We start from the raw sequence: 21,466 nt of genomic DNA on the forward strand, positions 1-21,466 counted from the left end.
CCCGCAACCACTTCTGTTATAACTCCCTTTTGTGCGAGATATGACAAAGACTAAAAACAAAACACAAAACACCCCGCTCAGCTTTCGCAGAGCGGGGTGTTTTGTTTGGTTATATACAATCTCAGAATTTTGAATTTTAGATGATGTGCCATGGGCTGGTCTCCGCTGCATCAATCATCTGATTGTGCAAGGTTGGCGCCGTTTATCTTGATGGTACAATAGATTGGGCTGCTTCAACAACAAGCGGGGCAATTTCCGCTTCCGCACGTTCGATGGTCCAGCGGATCGACGGCAGAGAACAGTGGATGGCGCCAACCGGTATTCCGTCAATACTGCATATCGGGGCGGCAACATTGACTTCATCGGGTAAAACCTGCCCCTGTGTGGTGCAATATCCCTTTTCGCGTGCCATAAGAATATTGTCGAGTATGGCCCCACGATCCATCGTTGTGCGCTGGGTGTATTGCCGGGTTGGCCAATTGCTTACCGCGTCACGGATGGCCTGATCGGACTGGCGGCTCAGGATGACGCGCCCCGATGAAGCGACAAGTGCGGGTACCCGTCGGCCAATCGCCGAAGCCCCGAAATTGGTGCGGTGATTGGGCATGCGCACGACATAAATAATATCGGTTCCGATTGGCTCGGCCATGTTGATGGTTTGTGATGTTTGGCGGCTTAGGTCGATCAAACGCGGCATTGCCAACTGCGCCAGATAATCAGCCCATAGATAACTGTACGCCATTTCCAGATATTTGACAGATGGCGAAAACCTACGTGTTTCCGAGTTCTTTTCCAGATAACCAAGCTCGTATAACGTATTGGCATATCGCTGTGCCGCACTCTTTTCAAGACCGGTAACCTTCACAAGATCGCCCAGGCCGAGTTCGGTTTTATCTTCGGAAAAAGCCTCAAGTATCCGCATGCCCTTTTCAAGGGATGTGACAAAAAGGGTGTCCTGCTGCCGGGCTTTGGCATCCGTCATGGTCGCATTTCCTCAGGTTTTTTAATGACAAACGTGCTGGTTGACATCCAGCTTTCAGTTGCCTTATCGTAGTTATATACAGTACGCTGTATTATAATATAATACAAGGTGTTTTAAATGCATCTAATGTGTCTTGCCGCAAATATTGTGAAGCGGGGCATTCATATCAGGAGGCTATAATGAAACAGATCCTTAAGGGGGCTGGAATCTTTGCCCTCGCCATGGCTGCTGCTGGAACAGCTGCTGCCAACAAAGCTGACGATACCCTCAATGTCGCGTTCTCCAAAGAACTTGAAAATGTCGACAGTTATTTCAACTCTGCGCGTGAAGGCGTCATCCTGCAACGCTCCATCTGGGATGGGCTGGTTTATCGCGATCCTTACACCGGCGAGTATAAGGGAAATCTGGCGACGGACTGGAAATGGGTTGATGACAAAACCCTTGAATTCAATCTTCGCCAGGGCGTTACCTTCCACAACGGCGAACCTTTCGATGCGGACGATGTGGTCGCGACCGTTAACTGGGTTGCGGACGAAAAGAACGGGGTGAAAACCCAGCGCAACGTCAACTGGATGGAAAGTGCTGAAAAGATTGACCAATTCAAGGTCCGCATTCACCTGAAGGCGCCATTCCCCGCGGCTATCGAATATCTCGCCGGGCCGGTGTCGATTTACCCCAACGAATACTACGCGAAAGTCGGTCCGACCGGCATGGGACTTAATCCGGTGGGAACGGGTCCGTACAAGGTTGTTTCGGTCGAACCGGGCAAGCATTTCGTGCTGGAGAAGTACGAAAATTATCACAAGGACAGCCCGAAGGGGCAGGCCAATATCGGTCGTCTCGATATTCGTACCATTCCTGATTTCAACACCCAGGCGGCCGAACTGTTCAGCGGCGGTCTGGACTGGGTCTGGCAGGTGCCGCCAGATCAGGCCGAAAGTCTGGCGGCTATGGGCGAGTTCACGGTTGCCAATGAAAGCACGATGCGCATCGGTTATCTGCAATTTGATGCGGCTGGTCGCAGCGGTGAAAACAACCCGTTCACCAACAGACTTGTGCGTCAGGCCATTTCTCATGCCATTGACCGCGAAGCCATCGTTGCATCGATGCTTAAGGGGAAATCCCGTGTGGTCAATTCGGCCTGCTTCCCGTCGCAGTTTGGCTGTGAACAGGACGTTACCGTCTATGATTACAATCCGGAAAAAGCCAAGCAACTGCTAGCCGAAGCTGGTTATCCGGACGGGCTGGAGATCGACTTCTATGCCTATCGTGACCGCGAATATGCCGAAGCCATGCTGGGGTATCTCGAAGCGGTCGGTATCAAAAGCAATTTCAAGCTTTTGCAATATTCGGCATTGCGTGAACTGAGCATGAAGGGCGAGGTACCAATGTCGTTCCAGACATGGGGTTCCTATTCTATCAACGATGCGTCGGCGATCGTCAGCCAGTATTTCAAGCTCGGCAGTCTTGATAGTGCGCAAGATGAGCAGGTCAAGGAATGGCTGGATGTTGCCGACAGTTCCGTCGATTCTGACGAACGCAAGGAATACTATTCCAAAGCGCTGAAGCGTATAGCGGAAGAAGCCTATTGGTTGCCGTTGTTCTCCTATAACTCGAACTACGTGTTCACCAAGGATCTGGAATATGCACCGACCACGGATGCTATTCCGCGCTTCTTCCAGATGAGCTGGAAATAATCCTCCGGATCAGGGGTTCAGAACGGTGTTGGTATATACGTTAAAAAGGCTTAGCTTGGCCTTGCTGGTTACGCTTGCGGTCTCCATGCTTAGCTTCGCGCTTCTCTATCTTTCTGGGGATCCTGCGGCAGCTATTGCGGGTGAAACGGCAAATGCCGATGATATCGAAGCTGTAAGGATATATTACGGCTTTGATCGACCATGGGTCGTTCAGTATGGCGAATGGATGTTCAATGCGATCAGGGGGGATTTCGGCACAAGTTATTACTTCAAATTGCCGGTATCACAATTGGTTGCTGATCGCCTGTCCGTCACGATGTTGCTTGGCTTATGCGGAATCTCGTTTGCGCTTTTAACGGCGGTTCCGTTGGGCGTTGCCGCCGCCGTTCGCCCCAACAGTATCATTGACCGAATTGCCTTGTTCCTTTCGGTCATGGGGCAGGCCATGCCAAGTTTCTGGTTTGGCCTGGTCCTTATTGTCCTGTTCAGTATCAAGCTTCGCCTTCTGCCGCCTTCCGGTTCGGACAACTGGCAGAACTTTGTGATGCCAACCATTGTGCTGGGCTATTACGCCATGCCGGCCATTATGCGCCTGACCCGTGCCGGGATGCTTGATGTGCTCGGTGCGGATTATGTCCGCACCGCACGCGCCAAGGGGGCGGGTGAATTCCGTGTCATGTTCAAGCATGCCCTTCGCAACGCAATCATCCCGGTTGTCAGTCTGGCCGCCGTGCAGATGGGCTTCATGCTGGGCGGATCGATTGTCGTTGAATCGATCTTTGCCCTGCATGGCGCGGGCTATCTGGCATGGGAATCCATTGGTCGTAACGATCTACCAACCGTGCAGGCCTTGATCCTGGTGTTTTCGATGTTCTATATCGTCTTCACCTTCCTGTCGGATTTGTTGAATGCGTGGCTTGATCCGCGCATGAGGGTGGGCTGACATGACCAACACGACCGAAACCATCCATGCTGTCGCACCCAAGGTTGAACCCGAAGTCCTGAGCGGCCCGACACCACGACAGATTTTGGTGACCAAGGTTCTTGGTCACAAGGGGCTGATGTTTGGTGCTATCGTGCTTCTGGGCATCTTCCTGATGGCGCTTTTTGCGCCCCTTCTGGCACCTTATGATCCCTATCATCAGGACCTGATGCACCGGATAGTGCCCCCGGTATGGGATGCCAAAGGCAGCTGGGACAACATCCTTGGTACCGATCATCTGGGGCGGGACTATTTGTCACGTCTGCTTTATGGCGCACGTATTTCATTGGCCATCGGGGCGATTGCGGCCCTGATTTCCGGCATTATCGGCACCAGTTTGGGGATTGCTGCCGGTTATTTCGGCGGACGTGTCGATTCCTGTGTCACCTTTCTGATCAATGTGCGTCTTGCGATGCCCGTGGTTCTGGTTGCGCTGGCTGTGGTTGCGCTGTTTGGCGGTTCGCTTGAAGTCGTGATTACGGTTCTTGGTCTTTTGCTTTGGGACCGGTTCGCGGTCGTGATGCGGTCCGCCACCCTGCAATTGCGATCCATGGAATATGTCACCGCGGCTAAGGCTATCGGCTGTTCGACCAAGCGCATCCTGTTTAGCGAAATCATGCCGAACATCACAAACAGTCTGATTGTGATTGTCACGCTTGAAATGGCGCATGCAATTTTGTTGGAAGCGGCCCTGTCGTTCCTGGGCCTCGGGGTGCAGCCGCCAACACCGTCTTGGGGGTTGATGGTATCGGAAGGCAAGCAGATGCTTCTGTTCCAGCCATGGATGATTGCCATCCCCGGTGTCGCGCTGTTCATCCTTGTTCTGGCGATCAATCTGCTGGGCGATGGTCTTCGCGATGTTTCCGCACCTGAAAACCGCAACTAGGGGCATCAGCATGGAAAATATTCTTTCTGTTCGCGGCCTGACGGTTGATATCCCGCTGGCGGCCGGAACGCTGCATGCCGTGCGAGGCATTGATTTCGATGTGAAGCGGGGTGAAACCCTTTGTGTGGTGGGTGAATCAGGCAGTGGCAAATCCCTGACCTCGCTTGCGATCATGGGCCTTCTGCCCAAGCAGGCCCAACGTTCGGCGCAGGTTCTTGATTTTGAGGGGGTCGATCTTCAAACGGCGTCAAAGCGCGATATGCGCAAACTGCGCGGTAACCGGATTTCGATGATCTTTCAGGAGCCGATGACCTCGCTTAATCCGGCATATACGATTGGGGATCAACTGATGGAAGCCCTTTTGCTTCATCGCAAGGTTTCCAAGCCAGTTGCGCGTGATCGTGCCATCGAACTTCTGGAAAAGGTCGGGATCACGGCGGCAGCCAACCGCATGAAACAATATCCCCATCAGCTTTCCGGCGGTCTGCGCCAGCGCGTGATGATTGCCATGGCCCTAATGGGGGAACCGGATCTGATCATTGCAGATGAACCGACAACCGCCCTTGATGTCACCATTCAGGCCCAGATATTGCGCCTGCTTAAGGATCTTCAGCGTGAGTTGAACATGGCGATGATCCTGATTACCCACGATCTCGGTGTGGTGGCCCGCGTCGCAGACAAGGTCGCCATCATGTATGCCGGTGAAATGGTTGAATCGGGCAGCACCGCCGAAGTCTTTACTGCGCCAAAGCACCCCTATACCCGCGGATTGCTTAATTGTATTCCGGTGCCGGGTAAAACCGCTGCGGGGGAACATCTGGGGTCGATCCCCGGCATCGTGCCGTCTCTTATCGGTGATGTGGTCGGCTGTGCTTTCCGCAGTCGCTGTGACGAGGCAACCGCGCAATGTTCATCCGACATTCCCGCGCGGGTTTCGTCGGCAGGGCACCTTTATCGCTGTGTTCACGATTATGATGGGCCCGCATCCCCGTCGATGAACCAGCCAAAATCGGGGGAAGCATAATGTCCGTTCCGGTTCTTGAACTTGATAACGTCTCTAAAATCTTTTCGATCAAGCAAGGCATCTTTGGCAAACGCAAGGACCTTCGCGCAGTTGACGAGTTGACTCTAAAATTACAAAAGGGAGAGGTCCTTGGACTGGTCGGCGAATCCGGCTGTGGCAAAAGTACCCTTGCACGTATTTTGCTGGGACTGGAAACACCAACAAAGGGCCGGGTCCTAGTCGATGGCGAAGACATCACCACCCATGACCGAGCCTATCTAGCGCGCCGCATTCAGCCCATTTTTCAGGACCCCTATTCATCGCTGAACCCGCGCAAAACCATCGGCGACATTATCTCGTTACCTTTGCGCGTGCACAAAGTGGGCGATCCGCGCGACTGGGATAAGCAAACTACCGATATCCTTGATGTCGTGGGTTTGCCCAAGCGGGTTTTGCGCAGTTATTCAAGCCAGCTTTCAGGTGGGCAACGTCAACGTGTCGCCATTGCGCGCGCACTGATAATGCGCCCGGAAATCGTCATCTGCGATGAACCGACGTCGGCCCTGGATGTCTCGGTACAATCGCAGATCCTTAATCTGCTGTCCGATTTGCGCAATGAATTCGGGCTGACTTATCTGTTCATCAGCCACAACCTTGCGGTGGTCGAACATCTGGCGACACGGGTGGCGGTCATGTATCTGGGCCGTATCGTCGAAGAAGCCGATGCATCGCGGCTTTTTGCGGGCCCAGATCATCCCTACACCAATGCGTTGCTGGAATCTGTTTTAACGCCCGACCCGTCCCTTGGCGTTCCTGATACCCAATTGGGAGCAGTGTTTCCCAACCCGATCAACCCGCCTAGTGGATGTCATTTCCATCCACGCTGCCCGCGGGCGATTGATATATGTTCGACCAAGGCACCGGTCGCGACCCTTCATCAGGGCAAACGGGTTGAATGTCATCTGGTCGAAGGGGCGGTTCAATGATCCGCGACAATTTTTCCAACATGCAGTCGGTACGTAAAAACGTCGTCACCGCCGAAAATGGTGGTGTAGTCGCGGCCCAGCATAAGCACGGCGCACAGGTCGGGGCAGACATTCTTGCCGCAGGGGGCGACGCCATTGACGCTGCGATTGCGACTTCTTTTGCCATGGGCGTGGTCGAACCCTGGATGAGCGGCCCGGCAGGTGGCGGTGCAATGGTAATTTACCGCGCCGACGAGGACCGGACCTATACCATTACCTTTGGCATGCGCTCACCCGCCGGGCTTGATGTTGCGGATTATCCGATATCAGGCGAAGGCGTCGCAGGCGATCTGTTCCCATGGCAACGCGTCGTCGGGGATCGCAACCAGATTGGTGCCACTGCGATTGCCGTACCCGGTACTGTTGCCGGTATGGGTCTTGCCTTTGATCGGTTTGGTACGATGCCGTGGCGCGATCTTGTTTCACCTGCGGCAAAACTTGCGCAAGGTGGCTTGTCGGTTGATTGGTATGCCGCCCTTATCATCGCCGCCAGCACCCGCGAACTTGCCAAGAACCCAACGGCGGCGGAGACCTTTCTTGAAGACGGACAATGGCCAACCATTGCCGGATGGACAGCGCTTTCGGACAAGCGGATCAATCTTGACCGAATGGCAAACACCCTGCAGCGCATTGCCGATAAAGGCGCACGCGAATTTTACGAAGGCGATCTTGCGGCTGAAATCGTTGCCGATGTTGCGGCAGCCGGCGGCTGCTTGTCCCTTGACGACATGAAATCCTATCAGGCTGTTTTGGCTGACCCGCTGGCAACATCCTATCGCGGAGGGACGATCTTTACCCCGCCTGCGATGACGGCGGGTGAAAACCTTGCCGAATGTCTGGAAATTCTATCACATCAAGAACTCCAAGGCACCAAACCGGGGGTGGATGCCTACGCCGCCTATGTTGACGCGCTTAAGGCGACCTATAAACGCCGTTTGCGCGAAATGGGCGATGTCGATGACAGCCGCGCCCCTGCCTGCACCACGCATTTCAGTGTGACAGACCGACACGGTAATATGGTTACCGTGACCCAAACGCTGCTATCGATCTTCGGCTCTAAGGTCGTCCTGCCCGGAAGCGGGCTTTTGATGAACAACGGGATCCTGTGGTTCGACCCTGAACCGGGAAGGCCAAACTCGTTAGCCCCCAACAAACGCTGTCTAATGAATGTTTGCCCGGTCATCGGGCAGCACAAGGACCGGCGTTTTGCCATCGGGGCATCCGGCGGGCGCAAGATTTTGCCAGCCATCCTGCAACTAACATCCTGCCTGATGGATTTCGATATGACCCTCGAAGACGCTTTTCATCAGGCGCGGGTCGATTTCAGCGGCGGCGATACGGTGATTATTGATCAAAGCCTTTCGCCCGATATCGTTGCTGTCCTTGGGGAACGCCATCATTACGTGACCACACGCCGAACCGCTTTCCCCTATGCCTTTGCCTGCCCGGCTGGCGTACTTCGTCAGGGACAGATCAATCAGGGCATGACTGAAATCATGTCCCCCTGGGGCGATGCCGTGGCCGAAAATCGGAATGGGTCGTGAAACGCACAAGCGCCGCCATTCCCTTAAGGATTTGATGGCGTAACGGAAATAATAAGGATTAATCAATGTCAACGCGTGCTGATGCTATCGAAAATGTCACCCGGTATTTCGAGGATGGGCAGTTCATCGACGAACTGCGTCGAATGGTCGAACAGAAAACCGAAAGCCAGAAGCCCGACAATCTAGAAGCGCTTTATGGCTATCTTGCCGATGTGATTGTTCCGATGGTGCGCGATATGGGGTTTGAAACCCGCATCATCGATAATCCCAAGCCCGGTTTCGGACCGTTTCTGTTTGCCGAACGCCGCGAAGGTGATGACTTGCAGACCATCCTGACATACGGGCATGGCGATGTGATCCTCGCACAGGAAGGCGAATGGCGCGAAGGACTTGAGCCTTTCAAGCTGGTGATTGAAGGTGATCGGGTTTACGGGCGTGGTACGGCGGATAACAAAGTGCAGCATTGCATTAATCTGGCGGCCCTGCGGTCGGTCATTCAGACACGCGGCGCGTTGGGCTTTAACTGCAAGGTGATCATTGAAATGGGCGAAGAGGCGGGGTCGCCCGGCCTTGCCGAACTGTTTACCAATTATCGCGACCTTTTTGCTGCCGATGTCCTGATTGCATCCGATGGCCCGCGCCTTAGTGCTGAACGCCCGACCATGTTCATGGGGTCGCGGGGGGCTATCAATTTTGCGCTTTCGCTGAAATATCGCGACGGCGGACATCATTCGGGGAACTGGGGCGGGTTGCTCAAAGATCCGACGATCGTATTGTCACATGCGATTGCGTCGATAGTTGATGAACGTGGCCAAATTCAGATTCCCGAATGGCGTCCCGATAGCCTAAGTGATGAAGTCCGCGAGGCCCTTAAGGATTGTCCAATCACCCAATCCGAATCCGGACCGAGCATTGCCCCTGATTGGGGTGAGGAAAGCCTGTCTTTGGCGGAAAAGGTCTATGGCTGGAACAGCTTTGCTGTCCTGGCCGCAAAGGCCGGCAATCCGGAAAAACCGGTGAATGCCATCGCGCCCGAAGCCATCGCGCATTGCCAGTTGCGGTATGTGGTCGGAACGGACGCGGATGAAATTTTACCGGCGTTGCGCCGTCACCTTGATAAACACTGCTTCACGGATATTGAAATCATTCCATCGACAAAAGGTTTCTTCCGGGCAACCCGGCTTGACCCGTCCCATCCATGGGTGATCCGTGTGCGTGATTCAATCACCGAAACCACCGGCATCAAACCGGCGGTGTTGCCCAATCTCGGTGGATCGTTACCCAACGATACATTTGCCTATATCCTTGAAATGCCAACCGTCTGGGTGCCGCATTCCTATGCGTCATGTTCACAACATGCGCCTAATGAACACATCCTGCAAAGCCTCAGCCGTCAGGCCCTGCAAATGATGGCCGGTGTGTTCTGGGATATTGGTGACATAGCTGGGCCCCGATCATGACGGGGGCAAAAGAAATATCCGCTGCAAACTGCACGCTTTATCCGATGGAATGGACGCCTGAAGGCGACTGCAAGGAATTGCCGATGGTACAGTGATGGAGCTGAGATCTACCGTTGGCTCCTGAATGATGAAAGCCGGAAGAGCAGAAGTGCTATTCTGGCTTTCATATGTCGGTGAAGGTTTTGGTATATTTTTTGAGCTAGCAGAAAGAGTGAAATTGTTGTCAGCCAGATAGTTAGGCGTGGATATCTAGCTCGATATATGGAAGTTGTGGATTATATATTGGTTGCGCGAGGAGAATGAGGTTTTGCGTGAAATTGATACTTTGATCGCAGATTAAAGTAGTCTGGGGTTCATTGGGGGTAAGAGAGCGTAGTTAATTGCGCGCCCCCGCAACCACTTCTGTTATAAATCGCTCCTGTGCGAGATATAACAAAGCCCTAGACCAAAAAAGACACCCCGCTCGGCGAAAGCCAGTGGGGTGTTTTGTTAAGCGCAGTGCTTTTAGAGATATCCTCAAAATCCAAAGTGAGTTGCCCTACAAGGGCACGCAGCTCAGCCTATGCTAAGTCGCTTGGATGACTTGCGTAGTATGTGAGCTGGGTCTCGAATGTCGCGAGAAGGTTTGGTCCCATTTGCCGTAGACTCAGAAGAGTTGCAGAGGTGTATGAGGATGTCTCGTTGGTGTACCTATCGTTCCATCAGAAGCACCGTTAGGTAGCTAAGTAACGCAGATAGTCTTTTGATTGTTTGTAGAATGGTGAATTATCTTCAACTAGCTGTGTGCGGCTATAAGACGCAGTATTGTTCTTCATCAAAAATTATAGTGTTTCATGCGGTTAGCAAAAAAACTAAATGCGCGCGCCAGTTTTTCAGAACCCTCCCGTGAAAATATGTAACGGCCCGATCTGGGGCGTTGGGCAGGTATGTCAAACCTAGCCGGTTCCATATAGGAGATCGAAAGATGGCGAGTATTAACACGAATATGGCTGCAACCCTTGCGGTATCAAACCTTAACAAGACCAGTGACGAGATGAGCTCTGTACTTACTGCTATGTCGAGCGGTAAGTCTATCAACTCAGCCTCAGATGACGCGGCAGGTCTTGCTGTTTATACAGCAATGTCAGTTGACTATGCGGCTTGGGAGCAAGCCGGTAATAACTCAGAAGTTGCCACGGCAATCCTTGAAACGGCTGATGGCGGTCTTTCAGAGATTGGTGACATTTTGGAGCGCATGTACGAGCTTGCGTCCGAAGCAGCATCAGGGTCTGTAACAGATACTGAACGCGCATACCTTGATAGTGAATATCAGGAATTGGTGGCTCAGATTGATTCTATCGTCAATTCGACAACCTATTTCGATACTTCGTTGCTTGACGGTACGTATAATCAGAACTTTACCGTTTCAGCAGATTCTTCCGTGGCTCCGATTGCTGTTGACCTGTCTACGCAGGCTTTTGATGCTGCAACTCTGGGGCTGGCTGGCGATCTCACTGACGCAGCAAATGCGACAACTGAGTTGGCTGCGATTGAGGCTGCCGTCACCGTCGTATCTGCAGGTCGGGCGGAGGTCGGTGCTTTAATGTCTCGTTTCGACTACGCAGCAGGCAATATTGAAACGGCCCAAACCAACCTTGAAGCTGCGATGGGAGTTTATATGGATGCAGATATCGCGGCCTTGAGTGCAGAACAGACCGAGCTTGGGGTGAAAATGGACTCTGCGCTCCAAGCGTTATCGGTCTCGAATGAGAATCTTGAGAAGCTCTCTCGTCTGTTGAACTAACCCGTGATCAGGGCCATCCAAGGGAATGTTTCCCCGGGTGACCCTGGTTTTCTTCTCTTTCGGGAAAGGGGAGTGATGTGACGACTATCAATCCAATGACCTCGTCAAGTTATGTGTCTACAGGTTTGACTGATCTGGACACTGAGGCGCTGATTGAGGAGGCCTATAATGCCGATATGGCGGTCGCAGATACAGTCCAGGTCGAGATAGATGAACTTGAGCTTGAAGTTGCTGCATTTAAGGATTTGCAGGATTTGCTTGAGGCTCTCGAGAATGCTGCAGAAGCTCTGACGGCAAAGCCTGAACTTGATCGCCTTCGTGACGATGTCTGGGTTGAAAAGTCAGCTTATTTGTCCTCGTCAGATGCAAATACAGATGCCTCCGATGTTGTCGGGGTTCAAGTTGATAATGAGGCTGCATCGGGGAAATATACTCTTGAAGTAAAACAACTCGCCACCAACCATAAACTTGGAGGAAAGACTTACAACAGTGCGACGGAAAGTCTCGGTTTGAATGGTTCGATTAATGTCGCAGCCGGGGCAAACTACGATGGCGTCGATATTGAAGTTACAGAAGATATGACACTCAAAGATATCGCAAATGCGATCAATGAGGAGTCCGATCTCTCCGGCGTTACAGCAAACGTGCTTAAAATTTCCGACGATGAGTACATATTGGTGCTTTCCGCAATAGATACCGGACAGGAAATTCAGTTCGATATGGGAGGGGCTGACATCAGTATAGCCCAAGCTTTGGGACTTCTTAATGCAAATGGGCAATATAGCAACGAATTGGTTTCTGCCGATCAAGCGGTCTTCTCAATAGACGGTGTCGAATTTACGCGCAGCAGCAACACTATTGATGACGTGATTGATGGTGTAACCCTGTATCTCTATGCCGAGGAAGAGGGGAGTGAAGTCACTCTTGAAATCGAAGAGGACGGGAATTCCGCATATGAGGCGATCAAGTCTTTTGTTGATGCTTATAACAAACTGCGCAGTTTTGTTCTCACCAATCAGGCATACGAAGCTGGCGAAGGAGCCAGCGAGGACGCAGTTCTTTTCGGAGATTCACTGCTAAGCTCAATCATGTCGACTGTCTATAATACCCTGTCCTTCAATGGCAGTAGCGATACTTACGCAACACTTGCTTCAATGGGGATCGCATTTGATGATAGCAATTATCTCGTAATTGATGAGGAAGTACTCGAAGACGCGATCATATCGGATTTTGACGCTGTTGCCGATCTCTTCTCCTTTTCCGGCGAAGCAGATTCCGACAGTTTGTTGGTTTCCGAAGCTGATGGAAACTATACTGGTACCTTTACTGTCGATATTGAAGTGGATGCCAATGGGAATGTCTCCTCAGCCAGTGTAGATGGCAACGACAGCATTTTTAAGATTGATGGAAACAAACTCGTCGGGGCCGAGGGGACCGAATATGAAGGACTAACTCTGTTTTTCGGGGGGGGCAATTCCGAGAGTGTGGAAGTTAGTATTTCCAGCGGGTTAGCCTATGAGCTGAACTCAACCCTAGATCGGTATACGAACAGCGCAGATGGTTTGATTTCAAGCCGTCAGGATCGTCTGAGCGTACAGGTCGACAATCTGGAGGACGAAGTTGATAATATTACTGCTGACGCTGAAAATCACGTTGCCAAACTAGTTGACCGGTATTCAGCTATTGAAACAAAGTTATATCAACTTCAGTTGATGCGAGAACAACTTCAAGCCTTGTGGGGAAATAATGACTAATCATGCAGAGCCTGCTGGGCAGCAGGCTTATCGTTGTTCTGGTGCCGCAGCACAATACAATAATGCCCTAAGGACCACGTCCCCCATATCAATGATGGTGGTTGCCATTACCCGCACGCGTCAGCATCTGCGTGCTGCCTTGCAACATCGCCAGAAAAAACGCTTTGACCTTGAAAATAAGGAAAAGGCGATTGCTATTAATCGTTTAAAGGCACTTCAGGCTGTTGTTGCACCGAATACGGCACCTGAATTGTCGCGGGATCTCTTTGCCTTTTATGCCCGGATGGTTAAATTGCTTCAGCATCGTCGCAAGGATAGCTCCATGGAAGAGCGCTACGAGATTGTCGATGGCAATCTCCAAACGCTTGCTAGGCAGTGGGAAAAGTTCACAAAACCAGAAGTAACTTCATCGCCTGGGGAGCAGACTGCTCGGACGATGATTGGAAAAGTGTTGTGAGGACATTTGTCAGGTCTTCGTAGCACAATGCCGATAAGCACAAGCCTGTCTGAAACGGCCACTGCCAAGGTTGTTCTGACAGAGATGGATGACAATGAACTGGTCGCGATGATGATGAAAGGCGACAAGAGCGCATATCGCGTTCTTGTCGAGCGTTACTATCGCGGGATTATCGGTATTACGCGTCGCATGGGCATTGTTAATGGTGACGGAGAGGACATCGCGCAGGACGTGTTTGTTCGGGTCTGGTTGCATCGCAAAAAATGGAAGCCCAATGGTGGTGCAACTTTTAAAACCTGGCTTTATCGGGTGGCTGTCAACCGGGTGATTGATTTCAAGCGTAAGCCCCGGATGGTAGAGGGTGAAGACCTTGATACGATCCCGGATGAGTCCATGTCAGCGGTTGAAAAACTGGCTCAACACCAGGAGTTTCAACGTTTGAGGGCCGCCATTAAAAAACTGTCCGAGCAACAACAAGTTGCCATCAACCTGTTTTACGATAGGGAATTGTCTAATCAAGAAGCCGCGATGATCATGGGGGTTTCGGTCAATGCAATGGAATCTTTATTGAAAAGGGCGCGCAAACGCCTACGTGAAGAGTTGAAAGCATTTTGATACTGTAGTAATCTAGATGATTAGCTTATGCAGCGTGGTCAGATGATCGTAGCTGCGTAGCAGGGCCTTGTGTCCCGTTCGAACAGGTAAGTTCGTCCTAAACAATAGCGGTGTGCTGTGAAAATCAAGCGTTTTGAAAAGCTACTGGATCAGTATGGCTGGGATTTGAATTCCTGGCCGACATCGTGTCGAAAAGACGCTAATAAATTACTTGAAGATGATGCCGAGGCGGCCGAACTCCTGCGTTCCTTGAAGTCTGTAGAAGATTTGCTGGAAAACGATTCTTTGCCAATGGGCAAGCATCAGGCGGTTGATGACATTTTTGCCGAGATTGATGAGCAAGAAACATGAGAAGATGACACAGTATCCTTGGATGTGTCATCGGTTGCCGATGAAAAAGAAACGGAGCTGACAAACTATCCTGTTGAGCCGGATTCAAAATCCGTTTCTGTGGCAAAAAATCATCCTGAACAACACAGCCGAACTTTGATGAGCCGTTTACTTGGTTCTATTTCTGCCCGAGCGCTATCTGGTGCCTGTGTAGTCTTTTGTATCTTGTTGGGATTCGTTATCGGGATAAGTCTGACGGTCGAGTAAGATGATCAGGCTAATGCCGAAGTTGGAAAACTTCTTCTGATTACTGCGCTTGAAGATCAATTGGTTTACGAACTTTCTGTGTCTGTTGGCCAATCTACCGGTGTACGGAAGGCAAAATAATGAACTTTGTCCTGCACCGTGTTTCGACTGTTCTGAAAATGCTGTGGGTATCGTTGGCAATCAATTTGTTTTTAATCGGGATTTTAGCTGGTGTTCCTGACCGGAGGGATGGCGTTCTCACAGAGAGAGACGCTTCCTCCTTCAACTACCCTCTTTGGCAAGGGGGATGATGCTTCTCTTTCCCGTATACTTACCGAAATCCGCCGTCGGTTGAGTAAAGAAGGACAAGTAATTTTCGATACGGAGTTTCAGGATGCCATTTCCAATGTTGAAGCAAAAGGCAAAAGGCAAAGGGCAAAGGGCAGGTGCGTTATGATCACTTGCGTGATGTGCTTTTGCGCAAGGATTCAACCTACACCGAAATTCACTCGGCATTTGCCAAGATTCAAGATGACATTGGGCGCAAACTTGAAAGTGTTCTTGATCGCATGGCAAATGTCGCGGTGAGGCTCTCACTTGAAGATCGCAATCAATTGACTCTCCATTCCGGTGGAATACTGACGTCATCACCTCCTGCGAAATAGAGTCCATCACTTAAAATCACTCAGAAACAAAGAGATGCACTCGCAGCCCTGTTTTGTTTTTCTGAGACTACATTTTCCTGCGCCAGTTTTCATCGTCTCCTGCGTGAAAAAGAATATAGACGCCTTTAAGTCGTTTTTATTCGGAGATGGTGATGAGTTATCTCAGCAGCCTAACATATAATAACCTGACCAGTTCGACGTCATCGTCGAATTCAAGTGTTGACACGACCTCCTCCACGGAGGGCGAAAGCTCGACTTATGAGACCTATATGTCGTTGTTGCTCACCACTTTGCAAAATCAGAACCCCAGTGATCCCGAGGACGTTTCGGAAATCACGACCCAGCTTGCCACGTTTGAGCAGCTTGGACTGGCCGAGGAAAATAACGGTCTGCTTTCAGGTCTTTCTGAAGCGCTTGCGGTGCTTCAAGGCGTTGTCAATGACAGCGCTGCCCAGTCTTATCTCGGTACCGATATCGTCGCGACGGGTGACAAGGCTCCGCTCGAGGACGGTGAGGCTGAATGGTACTACGTGTTGGAGGATGATGCCTCCAATGTGACTATTACTGTGACCGACGAGGATGGAAATGTCGTTTATGAAGCGACCGAAAGCGGGGCAGAAGGTTCCAACAATTTCATCTGGGACGGCACCGCAGATGACGGTACTACGCTGAATTCGGGAACCTACACCCTGTCAGTTGAGGCCGCCGATTCTGACGGTAATATAGTGGATTCCGAAATCCTGATGACCGGTGTCGTGTCTGCGCTCGACCTCACCGGTGACGAGGCGATCCTGTATGTCAACGGGGTCGATATCCCGATCTCTGACGTTCAGGGTACTCGAACGGTTTCCAGAGAAGAAGGATCAAGAAAATGAGCCTGAGTAGTGCACTTAATTCCGCCATTCTGGGGCTGAATGCGCAATCGACATCCCTTGGTGTTATTTCGGGAAACATCTCAAACAGCGAAACCGTCGGGTACAAAGATGGCAAGACGTCTTTTTCTTCTCTGGTTACGACACCAGGGTCGACTACCCAGGGATATTCGAATGGTGTTATTACCTACACGGGTCACAACATTAGCTCGCAAGGACTGATTCAGTCAGGCGATATGGCAAGCAACCTTGCCGTATCGGGGGGAGGGCTGTTTGTGGTTTCAGATTCCAACGGCGACATCTATTACACGCGATCTGGCGATTTTTCGCCCGATAAGGATGGGTATCTCGTTAACAGTTCGGGCTATTACCTCATGGGGTATGGGCTTAATGAAGATGGGACTCCCGAAAATGGGACCATTCCGACCAGTAACGGCGCCCTTTCTCGGGTTAATCTCTCAGATTTAACGGGGTCAGCGGAAGCCACGACCGAAACCTCCATCGTAGCCAATCTGCCAGCTGATGCCGAAGTTGGCGATGAGTTTTCTGTCGATGTCGAGGTGTTCGACAGCCTTGGTACCAGCCATACGGTGACCTACAATTTTACCAAGACCGCTTCCAACGAATGGGAGCTGGACTATTCCGATCCGGTTTTGACATCCGATGGTACGACGGTAACCGGAACGTCGTCAGGCGGGCCGTTGACGATCACTTTTGATAGTGACGGTAACCTGTCTTCGATCACCGACAATACCGGTACTGACGTGACCGATAATGCTACGCTTGAAGTCACTGACTGGACCACCGGGGCATCCGACAGCACGATCGTGACCGACTTGGGGACAAGCGGTGATGATGACGGGCTGCGACAGTATACCTCGAAAGAGGAAGACGGCGGCATGACGCTTTATTCCGTTGGTCAGAACGGCTCGAACTACAGCGAAATCGCCGAAGTCACTATAGCCAAGGATGGTGTGCTTTCCGTCACCTACGAAAATGGTGGAAGTGAACCGGTCTATCAGATTGTTCTGGCCGATTTCCCCAACCCTGATGGCCTGACCGCCTATAGCGATACGGTTTACAAGGAAAGCAATACCTCGGGTAACTATGTGCTGAAGGCGCCAGGCAATGGCGGTGTAGGCACGATTTCAGATTACTCGCTGGAAGCCTCTACCGTTGATACCACCACCGAATTTTCCAAAATGATAGTCGCCCAGCAGGCCTATTCGGCTGCTGCCCAGGTCGTTTCTACGGCCGGTGATATGTATGAGACCCTGATTTCCTCAGTGCGCTAACGGGAGACTGATATGACTGCACATACCATCGGAATGCCCAAGGACTGCGATGCGGTTGTAAGCATTGTCACCCGGCTGAACGATTTGCTTGATGTTGAATGGCGCATTTTGGAACAGGCGCAGTATGACCTGTTGCCTGATATCACCTGCGAAAAGACCCTGCTTCAGGAAGAACTGCAGGGTGAGCTTCAGGCCCAACGTCAGACCAATCCGGAAGACCCACATGCGGGCATCATCATCGACCTTGATCTGGTCCGGATGTTGGGCAGCAAACTTGCTCGCAATAACGTGCGGCTCAAGGCAAAGCGCGAAGCTTGCCTGAAGCGCATCCGGGCTGGTTGTGCTGCAACAGCGGGAGATGATGCAACCTCTTACAATCAGCGTGGAGGTCTGTGCGGTAACCCCAATCAGAAAATCGTCTCGATCAAGATGTGATTCTTCCGTAATCGTCAGGTTAAAGCAATGTCCATCCGCTCAGCACAGTCCGCTGCCTTAAGTGCCCTGCTGGCAAGTCAAACCGGGATTAACGTGTCTTCGGAAAATATCGCCAATGCGTCGGTCGAAGGCTACACCGCTAAGTCGCCCAATCTGACCAGCAGTGTAACCATCGGCAGGACCACGGGTGTAACCGTTACCTCGGTCGGGTCCGAAGTCGACAGTTACCTTGTCAGATCGATTAATGATGCCGCATCTAAAAGCGGCTATGCTGCGGTTTTTCCCGATCCACTTGAATTGATTGCCAGTGCGTTTGGAAAAGTGGGCGATGACGGGGCAATTTCAACCCTGATTTCCAACCTGGAAACTGCCATTGCCTCCCTTGCAGCAAGCGCTGACAGTCAGTCGTCAAAAACGTCGGCTCTCAGTAATGCCGAGGCAATGGCTGATGAATTGAACAGCTTGAGTGATACGGTACAGGAACAACGTGCCAGTGCCGACCACGCGATTGAGGGGGCTGTCGACCAGATCAACGTGCTACTCAATGAAATTCAGTCCTATAACGATCAGTTGTCGGGAAATACGACTTCGACCTTGTCTTCAAGCGAACTGGAAGATGCTCGCGCACAATCGCTCCGGGAACTCTCCGAATTGGTTGATATCACCTATTATACGGACTCCTCGAACAGTACGCAGATCTATATTGGCGGGACGCTGGTTGTAGGTAGTCAGGTTCAGGAACTTGAATACAATGCTGCGGGCGCGGTCGATGCTGATACGACTTTCAGTGACATCAGGGTCAATGGTAAGTCGATCACGGACGACATTTCGGGTGGAAAGTTGGAAGGGCTGGTTGAGTTGCGTGATGAAACCCTGCCCGAAATTCAGGCTGAGCTTGACAATCTTGCTGTTACCCTGATGGACACGGTAAATTCGGTGATCAATCGGGGAACATCCTACCCGGCTCCTGCAGAACTGACAGGCAGTGAAACCACCAGTCTGACCGACGCATTTTCGGGGACGGGCACGGTACGTATTGTGGCGACGGACGAAAACGGAAATGGGGCTGAGATAGTTGAAATTGATCTCAGCGGCATTACCAGCGTTCAGGAACTGGTCGATGAAATCAATTCATCTGCCAATCTGAGCGCTTCAGTCAATGCGGACGGTACGCTGTCCATTGCGTCTTCCGATGAAGATTACGGGGTGTCTATCGTGAATATGGATGCGGTCGTCGGGGAGGATGATCAGGGTTTTTCCGATTATTTCGGGTTAAATGACATGTTTACCGGTGCCGGTGCATCGGACATCTCGGTGAATTCTGCCTGGCTAGATGATTCCAGCTTGATGCCGACCGGATCCGGATCGGATGACAATACACTGGCAGTTGGCGACAAGGTGATTTCGTCGGGGAGTTCCGACATAGCGGAGGCCCTTGCCGATATATTTGACAAGAATGTCAGTTTTGATCAGGCGGGAAATCTTGGATCGACCAAGACTACGCTGTCAGATTATGCGTCGGAAATCCTGTCTGATGTAGCACAGCAATCGTCAAATGCCGAAACCGATGCTGGTATTGCATCCGGGGAGTATGACGATCTTATTGAGAGGTTTTCCAACCAATATGGCGTGAACACCGACGAGGAGGCGTTGACGCTGTCCAATCTTCAAAGTGCGTATGAGGCAGCAGCCGCTGTCTTGGAAATCACTCAATCGCTGATGGATACGTTGCTTGAGGCTGTTAGGTAAAGGATCGGGTATATGAGAGTCTCCACCGCAGCAATGCAACAAAACATGCTAAGCCAAATACGCTCTGTCCAGACCCAGCTTGCGGAAGCGACCCAACAGCAAAGCTCTGGGCAGAAATCGAATTCTTATTCCGGAGTGTCAGACAGCTCTTACTTGATCGCGACGCTCAGTGCTGAAATTTCGGAATCTTCAGCTTATGCCGATATTGCAGAAAACATCCAAAGTCGGGTGGAAGTTTATTATTCCACGCTTAACGACATGGTCGATCTTATTGGCGACATGACCGCCGACATTTCAGCAGCACTGAGCACCGGTGCCGACAATGCTTATGGCATTAATGATTCGGCTTCTGCCGCGCTTGAAACGCTAGCATCCCTTCTGAATATGCAATATGAAGGCCGTTATATCTATGCTGGTTCGGCGACCGACAGTGCGCCGGTTTCCGTGGACAGTGCCGACTATCCGCCCATGACCAGTCCGACCACGACTGATACCAGTTACTATTCCGGTAATAGCGACATTGCCTCGGCCAAGGTCGCCGATGGTACGATGATTGAATATGGCATCACTGCTGACAATGATGTGTTCGAGCAGACTTTGCGCGCTTTCAATCTTGCAGCCAATGCCAGCACGAATCCGGTTGATGAGAATTCGTTGCAGGAAGCCGCAGAATTACTCCAAAGTGCTGCTTCAGGTATCGCCGAATTACAAAACCAAGTTTCCTACACCCAGGACAAACTGTCAAATATTGTTGACATGCATACTGACTTTCAACTGACTGCCGAAGCAATGGTCATTGATCTCGGCGAAGTTGATTTGGCCGCGGCGGTGATAACTATCGAAACTCTTTCGATTCAGTTGGAGGCGTCTTATTCGATTACCTCGCAACTAGCCGACATGTCATTGTTCGATTATCTGCGTTAGCTTCAATAGACATTTACATCCGTAGAGTTGCGGTACAAGGCACAGGAATGACGAAAAATAGCGGGCTATCCTACCGTGTTCGTTTAGAATAGTGTGCACTTCGTCAAATCGGTTCTTCACTTCCGCGTTCATACGGAACTTCTCAGACGAGACAACGATTCTTCACGGTGTAGTTTGTTGCGCGAAAAACACCATAAACCTCGTCTATGAATTCGTTGAGTGGTAGCAGATCTGTCTGGATCGGTTGGGTGCGTTCCGTCTGAATAAGAGGCATGACCAGTTCGATCGCTCTAAAATTATCTGCCAGAGTGCACGACGAGACTGATTTACTCCGTCAACGTTGACAATAGGATTGTAAAATCGGTTTCAAAACTCCGAACCATAATGATGTTGGCTTTTGTGCCAACCAGAACCCTAGCGAACATCTTTTCTACTGCTTGAAGATCATGTGGAACTCGGCACGTAGAACAAAGAGCAGAATCTTCTCTCAATGAAATGTTTCATTTCTTAAATCAGGTTTGAAAAGTTTCGTCAGAGCCTTGGAAAGCTGACTGCTGAACATCTTTGTAACCGTGTGTTTTCATAAACCTGTTTACGACATTGGATTACAAATCCGAATTCACTTGGCACAGTTCTGCGACAGAGGATGAATACCGTGTCTGCAATAAATCTTGGACAGCTTCAGCATAACGCAGGAGTTTGTCGTCCTTGAAGTGCAGACATCAATCTCGCATTGATCGAATTCATGTCTTGTTTACGTTG

At 51.1% G+C, this 21,466-nt stretch carries 19 protein-coding genes; 18 read left to right on the plus strand and 1 reads right to left on the minus strand.

Annotated features, from left to right (window positions below; genetic code table 11):
* Positions 1 to 202: 202 nt before the first annotated feature.
* Positions 203 to 982, minus strand: coding sequence for an IclR family transcriptional regulator (locus tag AMM48_RS20705; RefSeq protein WP_102785608.1), 780 nt, complete (start codon positions 980 to 982; stop codon positions 203 to 205).
* Positions 983 to 1,161: 179 nt separating this feature from the next.
* Here AMM48_RS20705 and AMM48_RS20710 point away from each other — a divergent pair, with 179 nt between their 5' ends.
* The 18 genes from AMM48_RS20710 to AMM48_RS20795 all read left to right on the plus strand — a co-directional run bounded on the left by AMM48_RS20710 (position 1,162) and on the right by AMM48_RS20795 (position 20,704).
* Positions 1,162 to 2,679 carry an ABC transporter substrate-binding protein gene (locus AMM48_RS20710; protein ID WP_102785609.1) on the plus strand — a complete coding sequence of 506 codons (1,518 nt, stop codon included), beginning with the start codon at positions 1,162 to 1,164 and terminating at the stop codon, positions 2,677 to 2,679.
* A gap of 25 nt (positions 2,680 to 2,704) precedes the next feature.
* On the plus strand, positions 2,705 to 3,622 hold the full coding sequence (locus AMM48_RS20715; protein ID WP_102785610.1) for an ABC transporter permease: 918 nt from the start codon (positions 2,705 to 2,707) through the stop codon (positions 3,620 to 3,622).
* Between the two features lies 1 nt (position 3,623).
* Entirely contained in the window at positions 3,624 to 4,547 is a 924-nt protein-coding gene (locus AMM48_RS20720; protein WP_102785611.1) for an ABC transporter permease, read from the plus strand.
* A gap of 10 nt (positions 4,548 to 4,557) precedes the next feature.
* Entirely contained in the window at positions 4,558 to 5,571 is a 1,014-nt protein-coding gene (locus AMM48_RS20725; protein WP_102785612.1) for an ABC transporter ATP-binding protein, read from the plus strand.
* Positions 5,571 to 6,536 (plus strand): oligopeptide/dipeptide ABC transporter ATP-binding protein, encoded by a 966-nt coding sequence (locus tag AMM48_RS20730; protein WP_102785613.1) that lies wholly within the window; start codon positions 5,571 to 5,573, stop codon positions 6,534 to 6,536. The genes AMM48_RS20725 and AMM48_RS20730 overlap by 1 nt, the downstream gene beginning before the upstream one ends.
* Positions 6,533 to 8,119: a gamma-glutamyltransferase gene (locus tag AMM48_RS20735; RefSeq protein ID WP_102785614.1), complete on the plus strand. Its 1,587-nt coding sequence runs from the start codon at positions 6,533 to 6,535 to the stop codon at positions 8,117 to 8,119. Before AMM48_RS20730 ends, AMM48_RS20735 begins: the two co-directional genes overlap by 4 nt.
* Before the next feature lie 65 nt (positions 8,120 to 8,184).
* The gene (locus AMM48_RS20740; protein ID WP_102785615.1) at positions 8,185 to 9,579 is read left to right on the plus strand and encodes a M20 family metallopeptidase; all 1,395 of its coding nucleotides are present in this window, start codon (positions 8,185 to 8,187) and stop codon (positions 9,577 to 9,579) included.
* 964 nt (positions 9,580 to 10,543) lie between these two features.
* Positions 10,544 to 11,362 carry a flagellin gene (locus AMM48_RS20745; protein WP_102785616.1) on the plus strand — a complete coding sequence of 273 codons (819 nt, stop codon included), beginning with the start codon at positions 10,544 to 10,546 and terminating at the stop codon, positions 11,360 to 11,362.
* A 77-nt stretch (positions 11,363 to 11,439) separates the two neighbouring features.
* Entirely contained in the window at positions 11,440 to 13,116 is a 1,677-nt protein-coding gene (gene fliD / locus AMM48_RS20750; protein WP_146030435.1) for a flagellar filament capping protein FliD, read from the plus strand.
* Complete coding sequence (locus AMM48_RS20755; protein WP_102785618.1) at positions 13,109 to 13,573, plus strand: flagellar protein FliS; 465 nt, start codon at positions 13,109 to 13,111, stop codon at positions 13,571 to 13,573. Before fliD ends, AMM48_RS20755 begins: the two co-directional genes overlap by 8 nt.
* 84 nt (positions 13,574 to 13,657) lie before the next feature.
* Complete coding sequence (locus tag AMM48_RS20760; RefSeq protein ID WP_158246500.1) at positions 13,658 to 14,188, plus strand: sigma-70 family RNA polymerase sigma factor; 531 nt, start codon at positions 13,658 to 13,660, stop codon at positions 14,186 to 14,188.
* 117 nt (positions 14,189 to 14,305) lie between these two features.
* Positions 14,306 to 14,539: a hypothetical protein gene (locus AMM48_RS20765; protein WP_102785620.1), complete on the plus strand. Its 234-nt coding sequence runs from the start codon at positions 14,306 to 14,308 to the stop codon at positions 14,537 to 14,539.
* A gap of 671 nt (positions 14,540 to 15,210) precedes the next feature.
* Positions 15,211 to 15,429, plus strand: coding sequence for a hypothetical protein (locus AMM48_RS20770; protein WP_102785621.1), 219 nt, complete (start codon positions 15,211 to 15,213; stop codon positions 15,427 to 15,429).
* Between the two features lie 152 nt (positions 15,430 to 15,581).
* The gene (locus AMM48_RS20775) at positions 15,582 to 16,304 is read left to right on the plus strand and encodes a FlgD immunoglobulin-like domain containing protein (RefSeq protein ID WP_158246501.1); all 723 of its coding nucleotides are present in this window, start codon (positions 15,582 to 15,584) and stop codon (positions 16,302 to 16,304) included.
* Positions 16,301 to 17,596 (plus strand): flagellar hook protein FlgE, encoded by a 1,296-nt coding sequence (flgE, locus tag AMM48_RS20780; protein WP_102785623.1) that lies wholly within the window; start codon positions 16,301 to 16,303, stop codon positions 17,594 to 17,596. Before AMM48_RS20775 ends, flgE begins: the two co-directional genes overlap by 4 nt.
* Before the next feature lie 12 nt (positions 17,597 to 17,608).
* The gene (locus AMM48_RS20785; protein ID WP_102785624.1) at positions 17,609 to 18,031 is read left to right on the plus strand and encodes a hypothetical protein; all 423 of its coding nucleotides are present in this window, start codon (positions 17,609 to 17,611) and stop codon (positions 18,029 to 18,031) included.
* Positions 18,032 to 18,058: 27 nt separating this feature from the next.
* A complete protein-coding gene (gene flgK / locus AMM48_RS20790; protein WP_102785625.1) occupies positions 18,059 to 19,780 on the plus strand; it encodes a flagellar hook-associated protein FlgK in 1,722 nt (573 codons plus the stop codon).
* Positions 19,781 to 19,792: 12 nt separating this feature from the next.
* Positions 19,793 to 20,704, plus strand: a complete 912-nt coding sequence (locus AMM48_RS20795; RefSeq protein WP_102785626.1) for a flagellin — start codon at positions 19,793 to 19,795, stop codon at positions 20,702 to 20,704.
* Positions 20,705 to 21,466: the final 762 nt, after the last annotated feature.

Source organism: Thalassospira sp. GB04J01 (assembly GCF_000751115.1).
GTDB classification, from domain to species: Bacteria; Pseudomonadota; Alphaproteobacteria; order Rhodospirillales; family Thalassospiraceae; genus Thalassospira; species Thalassospira lucentensis.

What these genes read in the sequence shown, in the direction of transcription:
- AMM48_RS20705 (WP_102785608.1), bottom strand. Translation starts at nt 982, where the DNA reads ATGACGGATGCCAAAGCCCGGCAGCAGGACACCCTTTTTGTCACATCC.
- AMM48_RS20710 (WP_102785609.1), top strand. Translation starts at nt 1,162, where the DNA reads ATGAAACAGATCCTTAAGGGGGCTGGAATCTTTGCCCTCGCCATGGCT.
- AMM48_RS20720 (WP_102785611.1), top strand. Translation starts at nt 3,624, where the DNA reads ATGACCAACACGACCGAAACCATCCATGCTGTCGCACCCAAGGTTGAA.
- AMM48_RS20725 (WP_102785612.1), top strand. Translation starts at nt 4,558, where the DNA reads ATGGAAAATATTCTTTCTGTTCGCGGCCTGACGGTTGATATCCCGCTG.
- AMM48_RS20730 (WP_102785613.1), top strand. Translation starts at nt 5,571, where the DNA reads ATGTCCGTTCCGGTTCTTGAACTTGATAACGTCTCTAAAATCTTTTCG.
- AMM48_RS20735 (WP_102785614.1), top strand. Translation starts at nt 6,533, where the DNA reads ATGATCCGCGACAATTTTTCCAACATGCAGTCGGTACGTAAAAACGTC.
- AMM48_RS20740 (WP_102785615.1), top strand. Translation starts at nt 8,185, where the DNA reads ATGTCAACGCGTGCTGATGCTATCGAAAATGTCACCCGGTATTTCGAG.
- AMM48_RS20745 (WP_102785616.1), top strand. Translation starts at nt 10,544, where the DNA reads ATGGCGAGTATTAACACGAATATGGCTGCAACCCTTGCGGTATCAAAC.
- AMM48_RS20755 (WP_102785618.1), top strand. Translation starts at nt 13,109, where the DNA reads ATGACTAATCATGCAGAGCCTGCTGGGCAGCAGGCTTATCGTTGTTCT.
- AMM48_RS20760 (WP_158246500.1), top strand. Translation starts at nt 13,658, where the DNA reads ATGGATGACAATGAACTGGTCGCGATGATGATGAAAGGCGACAAGAGC.
- AMM48_RS20775 (WP_158246501.1), top strand. Translation starts at nt 15,582, where the DNA reads ATGAGTTATCTCAGCAGCCTAACATATAATAACCTGACCAGTTCGACG.
- flgE (WP_102785623.1), top strand. Translation starts at nt 16,301, where the DNA reads ATGAGCCTGAGTAGTGCACTTAATTCCGCCATTCTGGGGCTGAATGCG.
- AMM48_RS20785 (WP_102785624.1), top strand. Translation starts at nt 17,609, where the DNA reads ATGACTGCACATACCATCGGAATGCCCAAGGACTGCGATGCGGTTGTA.
- flgK (WP_102785625.1), top strand. Translation starts at nt 18,059, where the DNA reads ATGTCCATCCGCTCAGCACAGTCCGCTGCCTTAAGTGCCCTGCTGGCA.
- AMM48_RS20795 (WP_102785626.1), top strand. Translation starts at nt 19,793, where the DNA reads ATGAGAGTCTCCACCGCAGCAATGCAACAAAACATGCTAAGCCAAATA.